The following is a 22,427-nucleotide window of genomic DNA, read 5'->3' as shown; positions in this document are numbered from 1 at the left end:
TTTTAGTTGTTAAATATTCTTAAAAGTTCAGGTTTGTTTACGGTAGCGGCATTAAACAAGAGTTCAATGTCGAGCTTGCTGGCTTCGTTATTAACGTTTTCCAAAACAGTTAACTGTCCGGCCAATGAAGGTTCGGCGTACAGAATCGGGGCTGCTGTTTCCTGGTTTAATACTTTAAAAGCCAGTTTTTCGGTAATTCTATCGGTGCTTTCATTTAAAATTATTTCACCGTTATCCAAAATAATTATGGAATCAATGAGGCTGTCTAAATCCCTGATTTGATGCGTGGATATGATTATGCAACTATCTTCATTTATATGGCCGGCCAACACTTTCCTGAGCTGTGCTTTCGAAGGAATATCAAGTCCGTTGGTAGGTTCATCCAATAGAAGTAAACGTGCATTGGTAGCAATTGCAAAGGCTATTACCACCTTTTTTTGCTGCCCGTAGGAAAGGTCTTTGATGTGGGAGTCGATGTTTACTTCAAATTCGGTTAACAGTAAAGTGAATTGCTCAACATTGAACGCCGGATAAAAAGCACCGTTCACTTTAACAAATTGCTTAATCTGTAAATGCGGTAGTTCAACCTCTTCAGGAACGAAATACACCTGTTGCAAAAAACTGGGTTTGCGCTGCATAGGCATGAATCCCATGGCTTCTATGGTTCCCTCTTTAGGAAATAATAATCCGCACATCATTCTTAATAATGAGGATTTACCTGCTCCGTTTTTGCCCAACAAGCCATAAATGTGACCAGCCGATAAATGCAGGTTTACGTTCTCAAACAATGTCTTTTTGGGTTTATACCCAAATTTTAAGTGATTAATATTTAACATAGATAATTGATTTAGTGTTATAGTTAACTAGTGCACTACAATTATAAAACATTGCTCCTTAATTTCCAAAATGTTTTAAATAAAAGTAAGTGCATGATTGTATAATTGTATAAATAAAAAGGGTGAAGAGGAATGAATTATTGCGAAATGATATCTACTACGATAGTTAACCTGTTGCTTGATTTAGGTTTATAGTTTGTCTGTCGTGGTGGTTAAAAGTGGCTCTAATTTGGGGTTTAAATTGCACGGTTTGCATGCTGATCTACACCCCCAAGACCATCGAAGGTAAACAAGAAAGGGTGTTGAAATATGTAAACTCGAAAAGAGTTTACCACATTCCAACACCTCAACATAACAACTAGGTAGATTGACACAGTTTATTTTACATACGAATCTTAATATACCATATCATATTCCACACAATAAAAAACGCCATTTATAATACTATAAATGACGTTACTTGTGACCTCGGAGGGGCTCGAACCCTCGGCCCGCTGATTAAGAGTCAGCTGCTCTACCAACTGAGCTACGAAGTCTTTAATACATTTTGACTCAATATATGAATTTTATGTACTAAAACAAGCTCGATGGATAGATTTAGCGACTAAATACTACAGGCTTAATTTTTTTAAACCAGTTCACTCAATTCCAACCAGCGTAATTCTTTATCTTCCAGTTTTTTAACAATTACTTCCATTTCCTGAGATAATTTTTGAAGATCATCTGTTGCAGAAGGATTTTCAAATAGAGCAGTGATTTCTGTTTTGCGCAGTTCTAATTGAGCCATTTCTTTTTCTATGCTCTCAAACTCCTGTTTTTCTTTGAACGTCATTTTGCGGGCTTTGGTAGCAGCAGTATTAACGTTAACCGTTTCCTCTTTTTTCTGACCTTCGGTTTTCGGCTTTTCAACTTCCTCCTTTTGCTTTTTGCCTTCTGCTTTTTTGCTTTCTTCTTTCAAGAGCATATACTCGCGGTATTCGCTGTAATTGCCATTAAAATCTGTAATCACTCCGTCGCCTTCAAAAATGAAAAGATGCTGGGTAAGTTTATCCATGAAGTAACGATCGTGCGAAACGATGAGTAAACAGCCCGGAAATTCTTCTAAAAAGTCTTCGAGTACTTGCAGAGTTACAATGTCAAGGTCGTTGGTGGGCTCATCCAGAATCAAGAAGTTCGGGTTTTTCATCAGGAGGGTACACAGGTACAACCGGCGGCGTTCACCTCCCGAAAGTTTGGACACGTACGTGTATTGCTGATCGCCTGAAAACAGGAACCGTTCTAACAATCCGGCCGCAGTAAGCGTTTTTCCTTTTGTCATCGGAATGAATTCCGCGATATCTTTAACCACTTCAATTACGCGTTTATCTTCAGGCATTTTCATGCCGTCCTGATTATAATAGCCGAAAACGATGGTTTCTCCGGTTACAATTTTGCCGCCATCGGGTTGTAAATCACCGGTAAGCAATTTCAAAAAGGTCGATTTCCCGGCACCGTTTACGCCTACAATGCCAATACGCTCGTTTCGTTTAAAGGTGTAACTGAAATCCTTGACCATCTTCTTCTCTCCGAAGCTTTTTTTCAGGTGATGAAGCTCAATGATCTTGCCACCCAAACGGCTCATTTGTATATCGAGCTGCACCTTTTTGTCTTCCAGTCGCTGTGAAGCGATTTTTTCTGTTTCATAAAAGGAGTCGATACGTGCTTTTGATTTCGTTCCCCGCGCTTTTGGCTGACGACGCATCCACTCTAACTCACGATTGAAGAGATTTTTTGCCTTGTCAATTGTTGCTGCTATGGTAAGCTCGCGCTCTGCTTTCTTTTCCAGGAAATAACTGTAATTCCCTGTATAAGAATAAAGCGTTCCGTTGTCTAGTTCCAGGATTTGATTGCACACGCGGTCAAGGAAATAACGATCGTGAGTAACCATGAGCAAGGTCATTTTCTCTGTTTCCAGGTATTCTTCCAGCCACTCAATCATGTCGAAATCAAGATGATTGGTCGGCTCATCCATGATTAACAAATCAGGGTTTTGAACCAGGGCCATCGCCATGGCTACTCTTTTTTTCTGTCCACCTGAAAGTGAAGCCATTTCCTGATGCAAATCGTAAATTTTCAGCTGTCCCAGAATTTGATGGATGCGCTGTTCGTAGTCCCAAGCATGCATGGCTTCCATCTGATCCATCGCTTTTTGCAGTTTTTTGGAATCTTCCGGATGTTCCAAGGCCAGCTCATAGTTCATGATGGTTTGTAGTAGCGGATTTTCTGCATCGTAAACTGCATCGAAAATGGTTTTATTCATCGGCAAATCCGGTTCCTGATCCAGAAAGGCGATCTTTATGTTTTTTCGAACCGAAACTACACCTGCGTCGCAACTGTCTTTGCCCGCCAAAATTTTAAGTAAAGTAGTTTTTCCGGTACCGTTTTTAGCGATTAAGGCTACCTTTTGCCCTTGATTAATTCCAAAAGTAAGGTTGCTGAATAAAACACGTAAACCAAGTGATTTGGTTATATTTTCTGCTGAAAGAAAGTTCATTGTTTGTTTTTTGAGATTGCGAAGTTAGGCAATTTGAACGAGTAGCGGTGCTCTTTGCCGTATTTAGTAGTCTAGGTCTGTTTATGGAAACATTGCAGCACTATTTGCGTTTTTAGTCTATAAATATTGTTAAAACAATTAAATTGGGACAATTTTTGTAAGGTTAAAGCGTAATAGAAAGTATTCTAATCCACATCCTAATGAAGAAACTAATCATCGTTGCAATTCTCGGCTCTTCGCTCTCTGTCTTAGTATCTTGCTCAAAATCATTGTTTCAAAGTCAATACCGTACAGGCATGGTAGCTGATGGTAGAATCAACGACTGGCAATTCGACGTGGAGCCCGAAAGTAAAAATGGGCGCTTTCACTATGCGGTGTCAAATGATAAAGAAAGAGTCAACATCGTTTTTCGCTCTTTTGATCGCTTATCGCAGGCTAAAGTTTTATTGAATGGAATGAAGCTGTACTTGGATCCGGAGTTGACAAAAAGCAGAACTACTTATATTCAGTTTCCTTTGCCGCAAAAAAATATCGATAGTCTAATGGCTAAAGCTCAACTGCGTCCGGGCGTGCGGCCTCCGGCTAAAAATTTGGAAGGTTTTATTATGAGTTTAAAACACTTGCGGCTAACAGGTTTTAATGAAGGTCATAATGGAGTTTTCGCACTTGATAGTACAGACGTAAAAGTTGCAATTAGTTTTGATGACGATGAATCATTGATTTATGAAGCATCTATACCGTTTAAGGCTTTCAGTAAAAATGGTGTGATGCCTACATCTTTAGGTTTTTATGTGGAAGTTGATGGCTTGAAACCACTTAATGCTCAGGAGGATATCTACAAAAGAATGTCTCAACGTGGCGGAATGTATGGCGGCGGCGGAGCAGGATCCTATGGTCAGGGAGGCCCAAATCAAACCGATGCGGCACAGCAAATGAAAGATAACATTAAGTTTGAGCTAAACGTAAAATTGGCTACAACTAAAAAATAATCAGGAAGTTAAAATTAACGTTCTCGTTTTTAACTTTAATTTATTTCTTAAAAAATATCCCTCAAATACTAATCCGGTTGAACGGAGTTTTACTGTTGTGCTTTTAACAATGCAATAGTTTAGCTCAATGATCAGGCCTAACCCAAATGATCGAAAACTAATTCTTATTGTTCAACTAAAAAACTAACTCTTAGTAATGAAAACAAAACCAACAGGACTGGCTGTCCTGATAGTGCTTTCTGCTTTAATAGCTGCATGCTCATCAACATCAACAATTTCCAGTTCTTACACAACAAAGCCCATTACAGTGGATGGAAAAACAGATGAGAGGGAGCTACCTCTTCGTTATGCTACGGAAAAAGGAGGAATTCAGTATGGAATATCCAATGACAATGAAAAATTGTACATGGTTATGAAAATCACCGATAAGCAAACACAAATGAAAATGTTGTCGTCAGGAGCTACAATATGGATTGATACCATTGGTAAAAAAGAAAAAGAAGTAACGCTTAATTATCCTGTTAGGTTGAATGAATCGGTGATGAGGCCCGGTAAATCTGGCGAAAGAGGTCATGCCATGTTACAAAAACTGCTTGCCGAACAAAATGAAATGGTGTTGAATGGCTTTAAACTTATAGAAGGAGGTGAATTGCCGATTAACAACCAATATGGTGTAAATGTAAAAATGAATATTGATCAAGATAATGCCTTGGTTTATGAATTAACACTTCCATTTAATACATTTTACAAGAATTATCAAGTAGCTCTTAAAAATGGAAAGCCTTTAACTATGGGAGTTGAAATTGAAGGCTTATCAAGGCCGGAACACTCTGAAAAAGAAGAACCCTTAATGATGGGAAAGGGTAGATCAGGAGGAGGAATGCAAGGTGGCGGCATTCATGGTGGTGGAATGCGAGGAGGTGGTATGCATGGCGGAGGTATGAATGGAGGGCAATATTCTAATTTTGAAGATATTGCAAAGCCAATAAAGTTTGATTTTAAATTAAAATTGGCGGCAGGTTAGTTCTTTTGGTTTAAGGTTGATGAAAAACAATGTTATAACAAGTTTTTTACAATGAAGGGCTAAACTCTTGGGTATATTTGGCGTCGAACCAGATCAAAATGACAAATTTATTAATGAAAAAAGTCTATTTAATAGTGCTGCTTTGTATGGCAGTTGTTTTTGCAAAAGCCCAAGGGCTGAGCATTCAAAAAGGGGATGGAAAGATTTCAGGTGTTATTATTGACTCGCTATCTAAGCAGCCTGTTGATTTTGCCACGGTGGCATTAGAAAAATGGACTGATTCAAAATCGGTAAATGGGAGCATTTCTGATGAGAAGGGTAATTTTAAACTTACCGGCATTGGTAATGGTGATTACAGGCTGATTGTAACTTTTATTGGTTATAAAACTACTGCTACAAAGAAAATCACTATTTCTGATCAAAATAATGTTGTCAAATTAGGTAAGATTTTTTTGGCGTCTTCAGGAAAGGTACTGGACGAAGTTACTGTTGTGGGGCAAAGAGAGCTGGTTGAGAATAAAATTGATAAGCTGGTTTATAATGCAGAAAAGGATGTTACCTCAAAAGGAGGAGATGCCGGAGATGTATTACGAAAGGTGCCCATGGTTAGTGTGGACATAGACGGTAATGTGGAACTGCGTGGAAGTGGAAATGTTAAAATTCTTATTAATGGAAAACCTTCGTCCCTTGTAAATAATAATGTTGCAGATGCAATGAAAATGATCCCTTCTAACGAAATAAAAAATGTGGAGGTGATCACAAGTCCATCGGCCAAATATGATGCAGAAGGTACTTCAGGCATTATTAATATTGTTACTAAAAAAACAAACATTGCAGGAGTAAGCGGAAATATTAGCGGTACAGTAGGTACACGTACCAATAGAGGAAATGGTTCACTAAGCTATCGTACCGGGAAATTCGGTTTCAATGCAGGTTTCGGCGGTATGTATTTTTATCCGCAAGATGGTTCGAAAACGTTTTTGAAAAATCAATTTTCAAACGATACAACGCGTATAACTAGTCAAAATGGCGTTAATTCGAGGGGAAGAAACGGAGGTAACATGAACTTTGGGGTGGATTATGACATCAATAAAACCAATTCACTGAGTAGTAGTGTTAAGGTTAACCGTAGGCTGTCAACTAACGATGCTTCATTACTTGCTTCTTATTCCACTAATTACGAAGGTTTGTTATCTCAGTCTTATAATAGTTCTACAAATAATAGTAACCGGGCGGGTTTGGATTGGTCTACTGATTATCGCAAAACGTTTAAAAAGCCTCAGCAGGAACTTAGTTTCAGTTTTCAATTAAGTAATGATGAAGACAATACAGACTTTAGTAATCATTTTTTAGGTATCTCCCAACCGCTCGATAGCACTATTCGTAGTTATAATGCAGGCAAAAGCCATGAAATTACTTTTCAGGGTGATTATGCTCAGCCCGTTTCTAACAAAATTCTGTTAGAAATAGGGGGTAAAACGATTTTACGTGATGCTACAAGTGATTACAGTTATGAATATAAACTTGCGGAGGGTGATTTTCTGCCGTTAAGTGGTTTTGCAAACGCATTTGATTATACTCAAAATGTATATGCCGGATACTCTGTTCTAGGATTTACATTTAATAAGGGTTATGCGCTGAAAATTGGAGGTCGTTTGGAACGTACTGAAATTAGAAGCAATTCGCAGTCAAGTATGATAAGCAACAATAGTAACAGCTACAATAACTTTATTCCAAGCTTAACTCTGGCTAAAAATTTCGCTGATTTTTCATCCTTGAAAGTTAGTTATACAAAACGTATTCAGCGCCCTAGTTTACGCTATTTGAATCCTTTTATTGACACAAGTGATCCTTTAAACAGTTCATTTGGTAATCCTAATCTTCTGCCGGAGAAAACCAATTCTTTCGAATTAGGGTATTCAAAGTTCTTTGGACGAACTTCACTAAATGCTTCAGTGTATTATCGTAATACCAGCGATGTAATTGAGAGTATTGTTGTGCCGTTGGATAGTATCAGATCTGCAATCTCTTATGCAAACATTTCAAAAAGTTCTTCAGTAGGAGTTAACCTTTTTGGTTCGGTTCAGGTAGGCCAAAAAGTTACCCTGCGCGGAAATGCGAATGTTTATACCTACAATGCGGCCGATTCAAGAGTGACCACTTTATATAGCAATACCAGTATATTATATAACATGAACTTGAATGCTTCCTGGAACTTACCTAAAGATTTTGTGGTTGAAATGTTCGGAATGTTTAACTCGCCTAAAAGAACTATTCAAGGTAAAAATCCTTCATTCTCAATGTTTAACGTAGGCTTTAAGAAAGATGTTTTGGGGAAACGCGGAAGTTTAGGTCTTAACTTATCCAATCCATTTAATAAGGATCGTGAATTTATAAGCAGCATTAGTGGAAACGGATTTAACCAATATAGTCAAACCTCGGTGCCATTTCGTTCATTGGGTGTGACCTTTAGTTACCAATTTGGTAAAATGGATTTCCGTCAGCAGCAGCAACGCAGTCGCTCTGTCGGTAAGAAAAAAGGTATTCAGAACGACGACCTTAAACAAGAAAGTGACGCACAAGGGCAATAATAAATGATTGCCCACAAGACTCTTCAGTGTAAGCTGTTAGATTAAAAAAGTCCCGGTTAAGTAATTCGCCGGGACTTTTTTCTGAAAATGTTTTGTTTTTAATAGGCCATCAAGAACCCGCTAATTTTACTTTAATGGCCGTTTGTGAGCTTACTGCTCATGCGGGTTTTGTATATAGGAAAATTCGGTGATGAGAATGTTATTAGTAATCCAAATTAATTCTTTTTTATTTTTTTTAGATTGAGAAGATTAAGAGGGTTGACCGTATAGCCGCTAATATTGTTCTGGTACATATTTACCAACTGATCATAAAATAAAATTATAACCGGCGATTCTTCCATTACCAGGTTATCCATTTGTTGGTATAATTTATAGCGCAATGAATCATTGGTTTCATAGTACGAGCGTTCAAACAGCTCGTCAAACTTTTTGCTTTTAAAACTGGTGTAATTTGGTCCTATTGGAACATAATTCTTTGAGTAAAATACGGAAAGATAATTCTCAGCATCCGGATAATCGGCAATCCATGAGCCTCTGAAAAAGTTCACCCCATTTTTAGATATCAGCTCACGCAGACTTGCGCCGGGTTGTAACTCTACCTTACAGCGAATGCCAACATTGTTGAGTTCTCCTTGAACAAACTCGATCAAATCACGATAGGAGTTAACGGTGTTTAGCGTAATTTCCGGTAGCCCTACCCCACCCGGATAACCCAGTTCAGCTAGTAGTTTTTTTGCCTTTTCAGGATTATAACTATACCCCTTGATTTTTTCTGCATCAAAACCAGGCATGCCTTTTGGTATAAAGCCCTGAGCAGAAGGTGTGCCTACTCCATTGCGCAGGTATTTTACCATTTTATTTCGATCAATAGCATAATTAATGGCCTGACGGAATTTTTTATACTTAAACGGACTGTTCTTTACAATGGCCATATTGCTATCCACCAACATTCCTAAGTATTCCGTATTTAAATAAGGCCCTTTGATTAACTGAAATTTGCCTTGATATTTTTCTTGTAACTTGCCGGTTTTTGTTAAAACATCATTTCTATAGCTTCCATCTAGGCTGTTAAAAAAGTCGATGTTGTGCTTTATAAATTCCATAAAAGCGGTTTGTTTGTCGGCTATGAATGATACTTTCACAGCATCGAGATAAGGCAGCCGGTCGTTCCCGTTTTTCTCCCAGTAATTTTCATTTTTCAGAAAGATCATGATTTCTCCTTCTTTCCAGTACTTGAACTTGAAAGGGCCGGTTCCGACCGGATGATTTCGGAACTCTTTGCCATAATGTTCTGTAACCTCATGCGGTACCACCGAACAGTACTGTGCTGTTAGCAGGCTGGGAAATGCAGGAAAAGGTTTTGTGAGCGTAATGCAAAATGTAGTGTCATTCAGTGCTTTGAATGCTGTGCTGTCTTTAATTTTATCATTAAAAATCCATGCACCTGATGAGGCTACTTTGCGGTCGATAAGGCGATTGAAGCTGTACACAAAATCATTGGCTACTACTTTTCGACCTTTTCCTCCCTGAAATAATTCATCGTCATGAAAATAAACATCATTTCGAAGTACAAATGTATATTGTAATCCGTCAGGTGAAATGGTATAGCTTTTCGCAATTGCTGGTACTGCAATAAGGCTGTCACTTAACTGCAATAAGCCATTAAATAATTGGTTGACACACCATATGTTCATCTGGTCGCGTGCGAAAGCCGGGTCAAGCGATTTTACGCCTTGGTCAAAATTTAGGTTAAAGACTTTTTTATTGGAGGTGTCTTCGGTGTGAGTACAAGCTGAGAGTAAAGCACAAAAAACTAAAAGTATGATGAAAGAATTTTTTTTTAATCTGAAAAGGATCATGCTGAAATAAATCTGTTAATTATATCTAAAATCTTCGCCCGCGTTTTACCTTTGCAAGATAATGTAAATATGACTTCAGTTATGCAAAATCTATCATATTTGTTGGGAGAAGATATTTCAGCCGATCAAAAAGAGGAGTTGGAAACCCGAATCGATATCATTCAACATAAATTAAAATACGTTACCGATAAACCTCTGGTTGCGATTGTTGAGCAATTGGAGCCATTGAAACTAGCCGGTTTAAATGCAGAAATGATTGACTTGGCAGGAGGCAAGCTGACTGAGGTTTCAGGGGAAACCACTTGGGAAGAACTGGCGCTTTCTGATCCTGAAATTGTGGTGATTGCATTGCCGGGTAAAACCATTGAACAGCACCTTGCTCTTATTGGAGATTTATTCTCCAATTCATATTTCATGAATTTGTATGCCACGAAAGGCGATAAAGTATACCTCGCTAATGGTACAACGTTTTACAACGCCAAAGGAGAAACTTTAGTTGATCACCTTGAATTGATGGCCGAAATTATAAATCCAAAACAATTTCATTTCGGATTCGAGGGTAGTGGTTGGGTGAAATTTAATATATAGAATTGATTCTACTGACTATTGTATGATTACACCGAATCAAATCGGTGTAATCATACTTATAATGGTGTAATCTAGAATTTTATAAACTTATCACACTGGTCATTCACAAATTTTATGGTGCTTTCGTCGGTAGGGTTGCCGTTTTCGTCTAAATCTTTTCCGATTGCCGGTATATGCAGTTTCGTTGACATTACCTGTAAACCAATGTAATGACAAATGCCGGTAAAGTGTTCAATGCCGCGAATGTTGCCATATTTTCCATCAGAAATCCCGACTAATGCAGCTTTTTTGTCTTTGAAACTCTCAGGGAATTTACAGCAATCAATAAAAAGTTTTAAGATTCCGGGAAAGCTTCCGTTGTATTCAGGGATGATAAATAAGAATTTTTGAGTAGCCGTAACCACATCTTGAATTTTTTGAAACTGTGGGCTACGTTTTCCGTATAAATCAGAAGAGATAAGCATCTCGGGAAGTTGTGTCAGGCAAAGAATATTGGCTTCCAATCCTTTTTCTGCCAGCAGTTTCTGGTAGTATTTGGCTAAAACGAGTGAATTGCTATCGTTACGATTAGTGCTTGATACGATGGTGGTCATATGATGATTTTTAGGGACTAACAGTTCGTTAATAATTTTGTTCAAAGAAGTTGTATCTTTAAGCGCTCTAAAAAGCTGGGCAAAGCTATGAAAAAATATAAATTGCCCCTCTGTTAGCCAACTCAATAGAATTAAACAGTTACAGACCAATATTTTAGATACATGAGTAAGATTATTGCGCTTGCCAATCAAAAGGGCGGAGTAGGAAAAACAACGTCGGCTATTAATTTAGCGGCTAGTTTAGCCGTTCTTGACTATAAAACCCTGCTTGTCGATGCTGATCCGCAGGCCAACAGTACTTCAGGTACCGGATTTGACCCTCGCAGCATCAAATCAAGCGTTTATGAATGTATCATCAATGATATTGACGCTAAGGATGCAATCATAAATACCTCCACCCCTAATTTGGATTTGCTGCCTGCTCATATTGACTTGGTTGGTGCCGAGATCGAGATGATTAACATGGACGAGCGCGAGTTCAGAATGAAAAAAGTATTGGAGGCCATTCGTGATCAATATGATTTCATTATTATCGATTGCTCACCTTCATTAGGTTTGATCACCATTAATGCGTTAACAGCAGCTGATTCTGTAATTGTTCCGGTTCAATGTGAGTATTTTGCATTGGAAGGTTTGGGTAAGTTATTGAATACAATCAAAATTGTTCAAACCCGTTTGAATACCAATCTTCAAATTGAAGGTATTTTGCTTACCATGTATGATGTACGTTTACGTTTGTCAAACCAGGTGGTAGAAGAGGTGAAAACCCATTTCCAGGATTTAGTATTTGACACTATCATTGCTCGTAATACCAAATTAAGTGAAGCGCCAAGTTTTGGAGTTTCGGCTATTATGCATGATGCAACCAGTAAAGGGGCGATTAACTACATTAATCTTGCTCGTGAGGTGCTCAAAAAAAATGGCTTAACCAAAGAAGTTGTAACGGAGCGCACTGCTGCCGTTTAAGAAGTACAGAAAATCGGGATCCTAATTCTTAAATCTGCAATGATATTTTTTCATTAAGGTTTAGGTGTTAGGATTTAGATATTTAAATAAGTTTAATAAAAACGGTATGGACCGTTAAATGTAAAGAGAATGAGTGTTATTAAAAAAAGTGCATTGGGGAAAGGGCTAGGAGCCTTATTGGCAGAGAATGATACCACTGTTTCAAAGCCTGAGTTGGTTGCCCCTCAACAAAAAGTTGAAACTGCAGCAATTGGCTCGGTGTCATTCATCCAGGTTGATCAAATAGAGGTAAACCCGTTTCAACCCCGTACTGATTTTGATGAATTGGCATTAGGTGAACTTGCTGAATCGATAAAATTACAAGGAATTATTCAGCCGCTTACTGTGCGTAAGATGGGAGATAAAAGTTTCCAGTTAATTTCAGGTGAACGTCGTTTACGTGCTTCTAAAATTGCCGGTCTAACTGAAGTTCCTGCATACATACGATTGGCCAATGACCAGGAAATGCTGGAAATGGGTCTTATCGAAAACATTCAACGCGAAGATCTGAATGCAATAGAAATTGCGATCAGTTTTCAGCGTATGGTTGATGAGGTTGGTTTGAAACAAGAAGAGTTGGGTGAACGTGTGAGTAAAAACCGATCAACTGTAACCAATTACTTGCGTTTGTTAAAACTGCCACCGGTAATTCAGGCAGGCATACGTGATAACCATATTTCAATGGGCCATGCCCGCGCTATCATTAACGTGGGAGACATTGATAAGCAACTCTGGATCTACCGTCAAATTCTTGAAAAAGATCTTTCTGTTCGTAAGGTGGAGGAGCTGGTTCGTGAATTAGGAAAGAAACCTGAGCCTGTTGAACCTAAGCAGGTGAATACGGCCAATCCTCATGTAAAAAGGGTGGAAGACGGCTTATCTTCAAAATTTGGAACAAGAGTAGCCTTACGTATTGACGAAAAGGGGAAAGGACGAATTGAAATTCCTGTGCTTTCTAATAATGATTTAAATCGCATCCTCGAAATCATTGGCTAAATTGTTCGTATTGAGTTCTGTTGGAAATAAGAAACTAGCTAATTGTTTAATAATACGCTGCTTAACGGTAGCGTTATTTTTATTTATTGCTTCTAATGAAGGCTTTGCACAAAAAGTAGATTCACTAAAGAAATCAAAACCCGATTCAATTGGTGCCAATGCTCCCCTGGTAAATGAAGTTAAGATGGATTCATTGGGGAAGAAAAAGGTAAAGGTTAAACGCGAATCGGATTTGGCGCTGTACCGAGCTGCAATATTCCCTGGTTTAGGACAGATCTATAATAAAAAGTATTGGAAACTTCCAATTGTGTACGGCGGATTCGTTGCCATCGGTTATGCAATTAATTTCAATCAAAATTATTATCAGGAGTTTTTAAGAGAATATAAATACAGAACGGCAGGAAATCCATATCTCTATCCTCAATATCAAAATGCTAGTACCGAGCAAATCATTTCCGCAAAAGATTATTACAAACGCTATCGTGATTTGAGTATCATTGGGATGATCGCATTTTATGGTGTTCAAATTATTGATGCCTATGTTGATGCTGAACTTTCTAATTTTGATGTGAGCGATGACCTTGCCATGAAAATTGCGCCAACGGTTCAGCCTACACAATTGGCTTATGGCTCCTCGGTACCTAATAACTACTACGTAGGAGTGAGTCTTAAATTTACTTTGAAATAAATACCTGGCCAATTGTAACAATTGCCTTGGCCTCGCTACTAATAATAAAATTAAAAAGGAGGGCGTTTGAAAAACGTTATCCTTTAACTAACCTTTAACTTGTTTAGTGTGAATATTGCATTACTTGGATACGGAAAGATGGGCAAAGAGATCGAACAAATCGCTTTGCAACGTGGGCATACTATTGTGCTCAAAATCGATGAGACAAATCTTGATCAGCTTACGGTTGAAAACTTGAAAAGGGCCGATGTTGCTATTGAATTCAGTACCCCCAAGACCGTATTGGGAAATATTGAACTTTGTTTTCAGGCCGGTACTCCAATTGTTGTTGGAACTACCGGTTGGTACGAGCATTTCGAGGATGTAAAAACGAAATGTAATACGGAGAATCATTCATTATTCCATGCAACCAATTTCAGTATTGGTGTAAATATTACATTTTACATTAATCAGTTACTGGCTAAAATAATGAACGGATTTGCCGAGTATGATGTTGTGATGGAAGAGATTCATCACCTTCAGAAATTGGATCATCCAAGCGGAACTGCTATAACGTTAGCGGAAGGAATAATTGATAATCTGCAACGTAAAACAAAATGGCAGGGTTGGTTAAACGACGGAACGGAAGAAAAGCCAATTAATACACCTGATGGTCTGTTGATTGAAGCGCTACGCGAAGAAGGTATACCCGGAACGCATACGGTAAGTTATATTTCCGATATCGATCGTATCGATCTAAAGCATACAGCATTTAATCGGAAAGGTTTTGCCACAGGTGCCGTAGTAGCAGCTGAATGGATTGTCAGCCGTAAAGGTGTGTTTACGATGAAAGATATGTTGTCATTTTAAACGGAATGCTACGAATTTACAATTAATCTATACTTGGTTTTAAGACATTCAATATGAACCTGAATTTTTCAACGAAAGAAAAAACAAAACCACAAGCGACGAAAGCCAAAAAATCAGCTTCTCGTGAATGGTTCGATGCAGTTTTATTCGCAGTAATTGCAGCCACCTTAATTCGTACTTTTTTTATTGAAGCGTACACGATTCCTACTCCTTCGATGGAGAAATCATTGATGGTCGGCGACTTTCTTTTTGTCAGCAAATTGAATTATGGTCCGCGTACGCCAATGACGCCTTTAGCTTTTCCTTTTGCACATCATTCGATCATGGGTATGAAAGCCTATTCTGATGCAGTGGAATTAGGATACCACCGTTTACCGGGCTTTCAGGATATTAAGCGTGGTGATGTTGTCGTGTTTAATTATCCATTGGATGTTGATCCTTCCACAGGATTGCCAAGACCGGTTGATAAACGGGAGAACTACATTAAACGTTGTATTGCCATTGCGGGTGATACCATTAAGCTCGTGAACAGTGAAGTGTTTGTGAACGGCAACGTTGTTCCTCCTCGTGATAAAGGACAAATGCAGTACAATGTAATTACCAATGGTACTGATTTTAATCGCAAAACTTTGCAGGAGATGGGTGTTGAAATGGAGAAATACCAGGATAACCAGTTTTTCCTTACTTTAACTACTGATAATTACGAGAAGATAAAAAACTTTGCGAATGTTAAGAGCATTCAAAAACTATCGGTTCCTGATAGTATAGCCGATCCGTCAATTTATCCTCAGGATCCACAATATAAATGGAATGTGGATAATTTTGGTCCATTATGGGTGCCGGCAAAAGGGGCTACGATTAAACTGACTGCTCAAAATTTACCATTGTACCGCCGTTGCATTGAGTTTTATGAAAAGAATGTACTGAAGGAAGATGCCACAGGTATTTACATTAATGGAAAGAAAACTGATTCATACACCTTCAAAATGAATTATTACTTCATGATGGGTGATAATCGTCATAACTCAGCCGATTCACGCTTTTGGGGTTTTGTGCCGGAAGATCACGTGGTGGGTAAAGCCATCTTTATCTGGATGAGCTGGAATAAAGACGGAGGACTCTTTAGTAAAATTCGCTGGAGCCGCTTGTTAAATGGAATTAATTAATTGAAGTAATTACTTCAAACTCATATCATAAAAAAAACGTCGAGTCAACTAATTTGGCTCGACGTTTTTTATGGATTTAATTTCCTTGTGCTCGTTTTAAGGCAAGGCCTTCCAATACTCTGCGAATATCATTGATACGACCAATTTCATTATACAAGGCTTTTTCGTCATCTCCGGCTATCAAATCACGGAATTCTTGTAAATTCTTTTGGTATTCATCTACTGCTTTTAATAACGATTTTTTATTCTGCATAAAGATCGGCGTCCACATATCGGGATTACTTTTGGCCAATCGTGCTGTTGAGGCAAAGCCGGATCCCGCCAATTCGAAAATATTGGTTTCATCTTTCTCGATCTCCAATACTGTTTTTCCTAATACGTAAGAAATAACATGCGATAGGTGAGAAACATAGGCAATGTGTCGATCATGCTCTTCAGCCTCCATATGAATTACGTGCATGCCAATGGCTTCGTGTAAAACCTTAATTAATAATACAGCCTTAGGGTCTGACTTATCCTGATCGCAAATAATGGTTGTTTTTTTATCGTATAAACCTTCGATAGCAGCAACCGGACCTGAATATTCGGTGCCTGCAATAGGATGATTGGCTACGTAATTCTTTCGGCGAGGATGATTTTCAACAACCTTACATATTTCCGATTTTGTTGAGCCCACATCCATCACAACGGTTTTGTCATCGATAAGATCTAAAACCATAGTCAATACCTTTAGAGTGGCATTTACCGGAACCGAAACAATCACTAGATCGGCATTTGCAACGGCTTTGTCTAAAGGTTGGAACTCATCAATAATCCCCAGCTCTTTGGCCTTATTACAATGATCCGGGTTTTTATCCACTCCAATAATATGTTTGGCGATTCCTTTTGAACGAAGATCTTTAGCTAATGAGCCTCCGATTAGGCCCAATCCGACAACGGTTAAATTCATTTGTTTAGATAATGTTGAAAACGCAAGATACAAGAAACCGGATAAGATTTCAGCTTATTTGGTTTCAGGAAATGTAATAGCCATTTTTGCAGCAAGGCATTTTAAGTCATCAACAACAACCGATATAAGAGGAATGCCCGATTTATTCCGCTCTAATTCTGCCGCTGTCTCAGGCTCTCCGGGAATGATTACAGCATCTTGTCCTTCAACAGTTTGAGCGGATTTAAATCGACTCACCCAATTATCCATATGTTGTTTAAACTCATCTGCCGGTCGGAAACCATCAACACGCAGTGCTCCTAAAAAATGGCCAATTCCTTCTCCCGGTTGATCAGGTAAAGGATCAAGGAAAGAAACAAACGGAGGTACCCAAGGTCCGTAACTTCCTCCCGAAAGCACGGAAGATAAAATGTCAACAATTGAGCTTAAACAGAAACCTTTATGACTGCCATGCTCTCGATCACTACCAAGAGGGAGGAGAGAACCTCCTTTTTTTAATCCGTTAGGATCAGTCGTACTGTTTCCATATTCATCTTGGATCCATCCTTCTGGTACTTCTATATCTTTACGTTGAGCGATTTCAAGTTTGCCATTTGCAGCTGAAGATGTGGCCATATCCATTACAACAGGAGGATATTTGCCTGCAGGGAATGCATAGCAAATTGGATTGGTGCCCAGCATGCGTTCAGTTGAAAAAGTAGGTGCCACCAAAGGAGACGCGTTAGTCATGGATAACCCAATCATGTCTTTCTGCAAAGCCATCATTGAATGATATCCGGCAATTCCAAAATGATTGGAGTTTTTAACAGCAACCCATCCTGATCCGTACTTTTCAGCCTTTTCCATAGCGCCTTGCATTGCAAAAGGTGCTACTACCAAACCTAAGCCTGCATCTCCGTCAATGGTAGCAGTGGTGGGTGTTTCATGAACAATACGAATGTTAGGCGTTGGGTTAATGCGACCTTTTTGCCATAAACGAACATAACCGCTTAAGCGTGCCACGCCGTGCGAATCTATGCCTCTTAAATCAGCTTTTATCAATACATCGGCAGCTAATGCAGCATCCTTAGCCGGTACGCCCATCTGCTCGAAAATAGCGATGGTAAATTGGGTTAATTTCTCAACGTCAAAAGTTAAATAGCTGATTTCGTTGGTCATTGTTAATTTAAGTTAAAAGTAAAAAGAGAATAAAGATGAACGAGTAAAGATTAATGCTTCTATTTTTCTTTGCGCTATTATAATATCGTGAACTTGAATTCGAACGGGTCAAAATGCTCTTTAAGCAAGCTGATAAAACCATTACCTTGTTTCAAGTAAAAAGGAATAAAGTTATCATGACGTTCCTGTAATGAACCGTTCGGAAATAACTTTTCTTTTAGCTTCGTAATTTGAGTAGTTTGTTGTTCAAATTTCTTTTTTTCTGCTTTCGAAAGTTTGTGTTCCAAGCCTTTTAAGGAGTTAAAAAACTTGGTTTTCTCCGCTTCAACACTTCCAATTAAGGTTGGGTCAATTGATTGTGTTTTTAATTCAATTTGCTCAAATACTTTTTCGAATTTCGCGATCTCTATATCCAGATTCAATTCATTCGTGCTCTGTTGTTTTACAAAACAGTCGATGAGTTTATTGGTTTCCGTAAATAAATCTTTAGCAGTAAGGTTCAGTTGTTCCAATCGTTTATGACTAATTTCATCCACGATCATTGCAGAATTGCGAAGTATTAATACCGGAAAATTTACCTTATAGTGATCAAAAACTGATTTTAGTTCCATCCAGTAATTGACCTCTGCGCCGCCGCCAACATAAGCCAGATTCGGAAGAATTACCTCCTCATATAATGGGCGCATGACCACGTTCGGACTGAACTTTTCCGGATAATTATCGATTTCCTGCTCTAATTCCTCTTTGGAAAAACGTAGATCAGTATTTAAAACCGTGTATTTACCCTTCTCAAAAGAGAGCCGTTCACGCAGGTTATTTTCTAAATAAAAGAAATTGATCTCTCTTGGGTTAACCTGAACATTTATTCCGGATTTTTCAAGTTCGGTATTGGTTTCAGTAATTAAGCGATTACTGTGCTGTTCTAGAATATCTTGTTTTACGATTGGGGCAAATTGCTTTTTTAGGGAAGGATCATCCCCATCCAAAATCACCAATCCATATTTCCCGAACAGCACATTAACTAAATAACGAGTGGCATCAGCAAGATTTGCATGTTTCAGATAGGCAGTATTGAAGAGATCCGCTAATTCTTTGGCGTGATCTGATTCTCCGAGTATTGGTGTTAACTCTTCGATAACTTGTTGCAGAGTGGTTGTGTTTAATCGGCCAGTAGCACCTTTAGCATCTTCTTCCTTCCATTCGATTTGCTTACCAAAGAGATTAATATGATTGATTTCTGCAAAGTCATGATCTTCTGTTGCCATCCAATAAATCGGAACGATTTTACAACCTGGATTTGCTTTCTGGATGCTTTCGGCAAGATTGATGGTAGTTACAATCTTATAAATGAAATACAGCGGTCCCGTGAAAAGACAAAGCTGATGCCCTGTAGTTACAGTAAAAGTGTTTTCGTACTGAAGACTTTCAATTACCATGGTCCATGGTCCATGGCCTATCGACTTGTATTGTCTTTTTAATACCTCAACAAGGGTTTTACGGTCGATGTTTTCTTTGGACTTATCAATAATGATCTGACTGAAAGAGTCGAGAGTAGGTTGGTATTTGTAGAAAGGGGAGTGATTGTTGGCGTTGGCCAGATAATCGGTTACGGTTTTTGAAAAGTAACCAGTGTGTTTGTAATCGATACAGGATGCTTGCATTAAACTTATTTTGATTTTGGTTCAATTTAATGGGGCAACAGATGTTTTTAAGAAATGTTTTTTAAAATTTGCTTGTCTTGCTGAGGAACGAAGCATCTCGCGCCTTTATAGCTTGGGATTCCTCGTTCCTCGGAATGACAATATGGAGGTAAATGGTTCTATTTCAATGGTGTTCCATAAAGGTCAAAATCTTCAGCTCTGTCGATTTTAACTTTACAAAAATCTCCTACGGTAACGTAATGTTCACGTGCATCAATCAACACTTCGTTATCAACTTCCGGTGAATCAAACTCCGTACGCCCAATAAAGTAATCACCTTCCTTCTTGTCAATCAATACTTTGTATGTATTTCCGACTTTCGTTTGATTTTTCTCATAAGAAATGCCTTGCTGCATGTCCATGATTTCTTCTAAGCGTTCTTGCTTAACTTCTTCCGGAACATCATCCTCTAATGAGTAAGCATGTGTTTTTTCTTCATGAGAATACGTGAACACGCCTAAACGATCAAATTTAGTTTGTTCGATAAATGATAAAAGTTCATCATGATCTTCCTGGGTTTCGCCCGGATAGCCAGAAATCATGGTTGTACGTAAAGCTAAATCAGGTAAGCGTTGGCGAATTTTATCAACCAGTTCAATGGTACGGCGTTTTGAAATACCTCTGCGCATTGATTTCAGCATGTTGTCACTAATGTGTTGCAACGGCATATCAAGGTAATTACAAATGTTTTCACGCTCGTTGATCACATCCAATACTTCCATCGGGAATTGTGAAGGGTAGGCATATTGTAAGCGAATCCAGCCGATACCGTTTACGTCGGATAGATTACGTAAAAGATCAGCTAGTTTGCGTTCGTTGTATAAATCAAGACCATAGTAAGTAAGATCCTGAGCAATTAAAATCAATTCTTTAGTGCCGTTTTTAGCTAATACTTTGGCCTCGGCAACCAACTCTTCAATTGGTTTCGATACATGCATGCCGCGCATCAATGGAATCGCACAGAACGAACAAGGGCGATTGCAGCCTTCGGCAATTTTGAAATATGCAAAATGAGCAGGAGTAGTAAGTAAACGTTCACCAATTAGCTCATGCTTGTAATCAGCACCAAGGTTAGTTAACAGGTTTTTAAGATCGTTGGTTCCGTAAAACGCATCAACATTGGTGATCTCCGCTTCCAGTTCAGGTTTGTAACGTTCCGATAAACAGCCGGTAACGATTACTTTGCCAACTTTGCCTTTATCTTTGAGTTCACTGTATTGCAGAATGGTATCGATTGATTCCTGCTTTGCATTATCAATGAACCCGCAAGTATTGATAATTACAATGTCGTCTTTACCAACTTTGCTTGATTCATGTTCTACATTGAAAGCATTACCTTTCAACTGACCCATCAACACTTCCGAGTCTACAATATTTTTTGAACAACCCAACGTGATTACATTCACTTTTGGTTGTTTCTTAACTTCCGATTTTACTGCCTTTGTTTTCATATAAAAATATGATTACACTGATTTTTTAATATGATTACATCGATTAAACTATACCGATATGCGTTTTGCTATTGTTTTAAACCAATCGGTGAAATCGAATAATAATTCGAGTAATCAGTTCTTAAACAGCGAATTCACAAACTCCACCTTGTTAAATAACTGAAGATCATTGATTCCTTCTCCTACACCAATATATTTTACCGGGATCTTAAACTGATCCGAAATGCCGATCACAACGCCTCCTTTTGCCGTTCCATCAAGTTTGGTTAAAGCCAGTGCATTCACATCCGTTGCCTGAGTAAATTGTTTACACTGTTCAATAGCATTCTGTCCGGTTGAAGCATCGAGTACCAAGAGAATTTCATGTGGCGCACCCGGAACAACCTTGTGCATTACATTTTTGATTTTGGTAAGCTCATTCATCAAGCCTATCTTGTTATGTAAACGTCCGGCGGTATCTATAATGGCAACATCCTCTCCGTTCGATATGGCTGATTGCAAGGTGTCAAAGGCTACTGAAGCGGGGTCGGAACCCATTTGCTGGGAAACCACCCGCACACCAACTCGCTCTCCCCAAATATGTAATTGCTCAACAGCCGCCGCACGGAACGTATCACCTGCTCCTAAAACCACTTTTTTTCCGGCTTCTCTGAATTTGTTTGCCAGTTTGCCAATGGTTGTAGTTTTACCCACTCCGTTAACTCCAACCACCATAATCACATAAGGTTTTATGGTATCGTCAACGTTTAGGTGTTCAAAATCACTCGAATTATTTTCTTCCAATAAAGCGGTAATCTCTTCACGAAGAATAGCGTTTAATTCACTTGCGTTCAAATACTTATCGCGAGCAACCCGATCTTCAATACGTTCAATGATTTTCAATGTAGTAGAAACTCCCACATCAGAAGTAACCAGAATCTCTTCCAATTCATCCAATACTTCATCATCCACCTTTGATTTGCCAGCTACTATTTTGCTGAGCTTTGAGAAAACAGTTTCCTTGGTTTTCTCCAAACCTTTGTCGAGTGCGGCTTTCTCGGCTAATACATCTTCCGGTTTTGAACGTTTAAAAAAATCAAAAAGTCCCATGGTTTTATATTGGTAGTTTGGTAACAGATAGTTCTGTAATCAAGTATAAAAGTACAAATAATCAATGCTGATCTGCCATTGATCGTTATCAAACAAAAAAAGCTTCTTTCCCAAGAAAGAAGCTCCATATCATACTTTAACAGCTATTACTTAGCGTTGTTGATAATATCTTTAACGTGATCGTTGTGAACAACAGCTTCTTTAAAGCTGTAAGCTCCCGTTTTTGGTGATTTCACCATCGTGATCACTTTTGAGTATTCTTTGCCGGTTCCTGTTTTCAGGGTTGCAACTACTTTCTTAGCCATTTCTTAAATTCTTAATTGGTTAGTAATCTGTCGTCAGGTAAATTGTTATCGCAACAAC

The 22,427-nt window shown here is 38.5% G+C and carries 19 protein-coding genes and 1 tRNA gene; 9 read left to right on the top strand and 11 right to left on the bottom strand.

From position 1 onward, the window contains the following. Positions 1-2: 2 nt before the first annotated feature. The 3 genes from FN756_RS00525 to FN756_RS00515 form a co-directional block, all read right to left on the bottom strand. Positions 3-836, bottom strand: a complete 834-nt coding sequence (locus FN756_RS00525) for an ABC transporter ATP-binding protein (protein WP_142600561.1) — start codon at positions 834-836, stop codon at positions 3-5. A 463-nt stretch (positions 837-1,299) separates the two neighbouring features. Further along, positions 1,300-1,372 (bottom strand) — tRNA-Lys (locus tag FN756_RS00520). A gap of 92 nt (positions 1,373-1,464) precedes the next feature. Further along, a complete protein-coding gene (locus FN756_RS00515; RefSeq protein WP_142600560.1) occupies positions 1,465-3,369 on the bottom strand; it encodes an ABC-F family ATP-binding cassette domain-containing protein in 1,905 nt (634 codons plus the stop codon). Positions 3,370-3,569: 200 nt separating this feature from the next. Here FN756_RS00515 and FN756_RS00510 point away from each other — a divergent pair, with 200 nt between their 5' ends. The 3 genes from FN756_RS00510 (at position 3,570) to FN756_RS00500 (ending at position 7,973) form a co-directional block, all read left to right on the top strand. After that, positions 3,570-4,358 (top strand): hypothetical protein, encoded by a 789-nt coding sequence (locus FN756_RS00510; protein WP_142600559.1) that lies wholly within the window; start codon positions 3,570-3,572, stop codon positions 4,356-4,358. Positions 4,359-4,554: 196 nt separating this feature from the next. Then, entirely contained in the window at positions 4,555-5,382 is an 828-nt protein-coding gene (locus FN756_RS00505; protein WP_142600558.1) for a hypothetical protein, read from the top strand. 113 nt (positions 5,383-5,495) lie between these two features. Next, a complete protein-coding gene (locus FN756_RS00500; RefSeq protein WP_185955137.1) occupies positions 5,496-7,973 on the top strand; it encodes a TonB-dependent receptor domain-containing protein in 2,478 nt (825 codons plus the stop codon). Positions 7,974-8,188: 215 nt separating this feature from the next. Here the strand turns inward: FN756_RS00500 and FN756_RS00495 are convergent, their stop codons facing one another. Further along, the gene (locus tag FN756_RS00495; protein ID WP_142600556.1) at positions 8,189-9,832 is read right to left on the bottom strand and encodes an ABC transporter substrate-binding protein; all 1,644 of its coding nucleotides are present in this window, start codon (positions 9,830-9,832) and stop codon (positions 8,189-8,191) included. Between the two features lie 81 nt (positions 9,833-9,913). On the opposite strand from FN756_RS00495, the gene FN756_RS00490 reads away from it, so the two are divergent. Continuing rightward, positions 9,914-10,420, top strand: coding sequence for a substrate-binding domain-containing protein (locus FN756_RS00490; protein ID WP_142600555.1), 507 nt, complete (start codon positions 9,914-9,916; stop codon positions 10,418-10,420). A 71-nt stretch (positions 10,421-10,491) separates the two neighbouring features. On the opposite strand, the gene FN756_RS00485 is transcribed toward FN756_RS00490, so the two are convergent. Then, positions 10,492-11,013, bottom strand: a complete 522-nt coding sequence (locus FN756_RS00485) for an NADPH-dependent FMN reductase (protein ID WP_142600554.1) — start codon at positions 11,011-11,013, stop codon at positions 10,492-10,494. A gap of 162 nt (positions 11,014-11,175) precedes the next feature. Between FN756_RS00485 and FN756_RS00480 the strand changes: the two genes are divergently transcribed. The 5 genes from FN756_RS00480 to lepB all read left to right on the top strand — a co-directional run bounded on the left by FN756_RS00480 (position 11,176) and on the right by lepB (position 15,717). Beyond that, on the top strand, positions 11,176-11,979 hold the full coding sequence (locus FN756_RS00480) for a ParA family protein (RefSeq protein ID WP_142600553.1): 804 nt from the start codon (positions 11,176-11,178) through the stop codon (positions 11,977-11,979). A gap of 129 nt (positions 11,980-12,108) precedes the next feature. After that, complete coding sequence (locus FN756_RS00475) at positions 12,109-13,014, top strand: ParB/RepB/Spo0J family partition protein (RefSeq protein WP_142600552.1); 906 nt, start codon at positions 12,109-12,111, stop codon at positions 13,012-13,014. Beyond that, positions 13,007-13,702, top strand: coding sequence for a DUF5683 domain-containing protein (locus tag FN756_RS00470; RefSeq protein WP_142600550.1), 696 nt, complete (start codon positions 13,007-13,009; stop codon positions 13,700-13,702). The genes FN756_RS00475 and FN756_RS00470 overlap by 8 nt, the downstream gene beginning before the upstream one ends. Positions 13,703-13,810: 108 nt before the next feature. After that, positions 13,811-14,551 carry a 4-hydroxy-tetrahydrodipicolinate reductase gene (gene dapB / locus FN756_RS00465; protein ID WP_142600548.1) on the top strand — a complete coding sequence of 247 codons (741 nt, stop codon included), beginning with the start codon at positions 13,811-13,813 and terminating at the stop codon, positions 14,549-14,551. Positions 14,552-14,604: 53 nt separating this feature from the next. Continuing rightward, positions 14,605-15,717, top strand: coding sequence for a signal peptidase I (gene lepB / locus FN756_RS00460; protein ID WP_142600546.1), 1,113 nt, complete (start codon positions 14,605-14,607; stop codon positions 15,715-15,717). A 76-nt stretch (positions 15,718-15,793) separates the two neighbouring features. On the opposite strand, the gene FN756_RS00455 is transcribed toward lepB, so the two are convergent. The 6 genes from FN756_RS00455 to FN756_RS00430 all read right to left on the bottom strand — a co-directional run bounded on the left by FN756_RS00455 (position 15,794) and on the right by FN756_RS00430 (position 22,369). Beyond that, positions 15,794-16,666 (bottom strand): prephenate dehydrogenase, encoded by an 873-nt coding sequence (locus FN756_RS00455; protein WP_142600544.1) that lies wholly within the window; start codon positions 16,664-16,666, stop codon positions 15,794-15,796. 54 nt (positions 16,667-16,720) lie between these two features. Next, complete coding sequence (locus tag FN756_RS00450) at positions 16,721-17,824, bottom strand: Ldh family oxidoreductase (protein ID WP_142600543.1); 1,104 nt, start codon at positions 17,822-17,824, stop codon at positions 16,721-16,723. 77 nt (positions 17,825-17,901) lie between these two features. Then, positions 17,902-19,485, bottom strand: a complete 1,584-nt coding sequence (gene bshC / locus FN756_RS00445; protein WP_142600541.1) for a bacillithiol biosynthesis cysteine-adding enzyme BshC — start codon at positions 19,483-19,485, stop codon at positions 17,902-17,904. 158 nt (positions 19,486-19,643) lie between these two features. Continuing rightward, entirely contained in the window at positions 19,644-20,975 is a 1,332-nt protein-coding gene (gene rimO / locus FN756_RS00440) for a 30S ribosomal protein S12 methylthiotransferase RimO (protein WP_142600539.1), read from the bottom strand. A 114-nt stretch (positions 20,976-21,089) separates the two neighbouring features. Then, complete coding sequence (gene ftsY, locus FN756_RS00435) at positions 21,090-22,064, bottom strand: signal recognition particle-docking protein FtsY (RefSeq protein ID WP_142600538.1); 975 nt, start codon at positions 22,062-22,064, stop codon at positions 21,090-21,092. 146 nt (positions 22,065-22,210) lie between these two features. After that, complete coding sequence (locus tag FN756_RS00430; protein WP_142600536.1) at positions 22,211-22,369, bottom strand: DUF4295 domain-containing protein; 159 nt, start codon at positions 22,367-22,369, stop codon at positions 22,211-22,213. Positions 22,370-22,427: the final 58 nt, after the last annotated feature.

The organism is Solitalea koreensis (assembly GCF_900182575.1).
GTDB classification, from domain to species: domain Bacteria; phylum Bacteroidota; class Bacteroidia; order Sphingobacteriales; family Sphingobacteriaceae; genus Solitalea; species Solitalea koreensis.
Note: the sequence above shows the minus strand (reverse complement) of the source record. Positions and strands in the feature narration are given on the sequence as shown.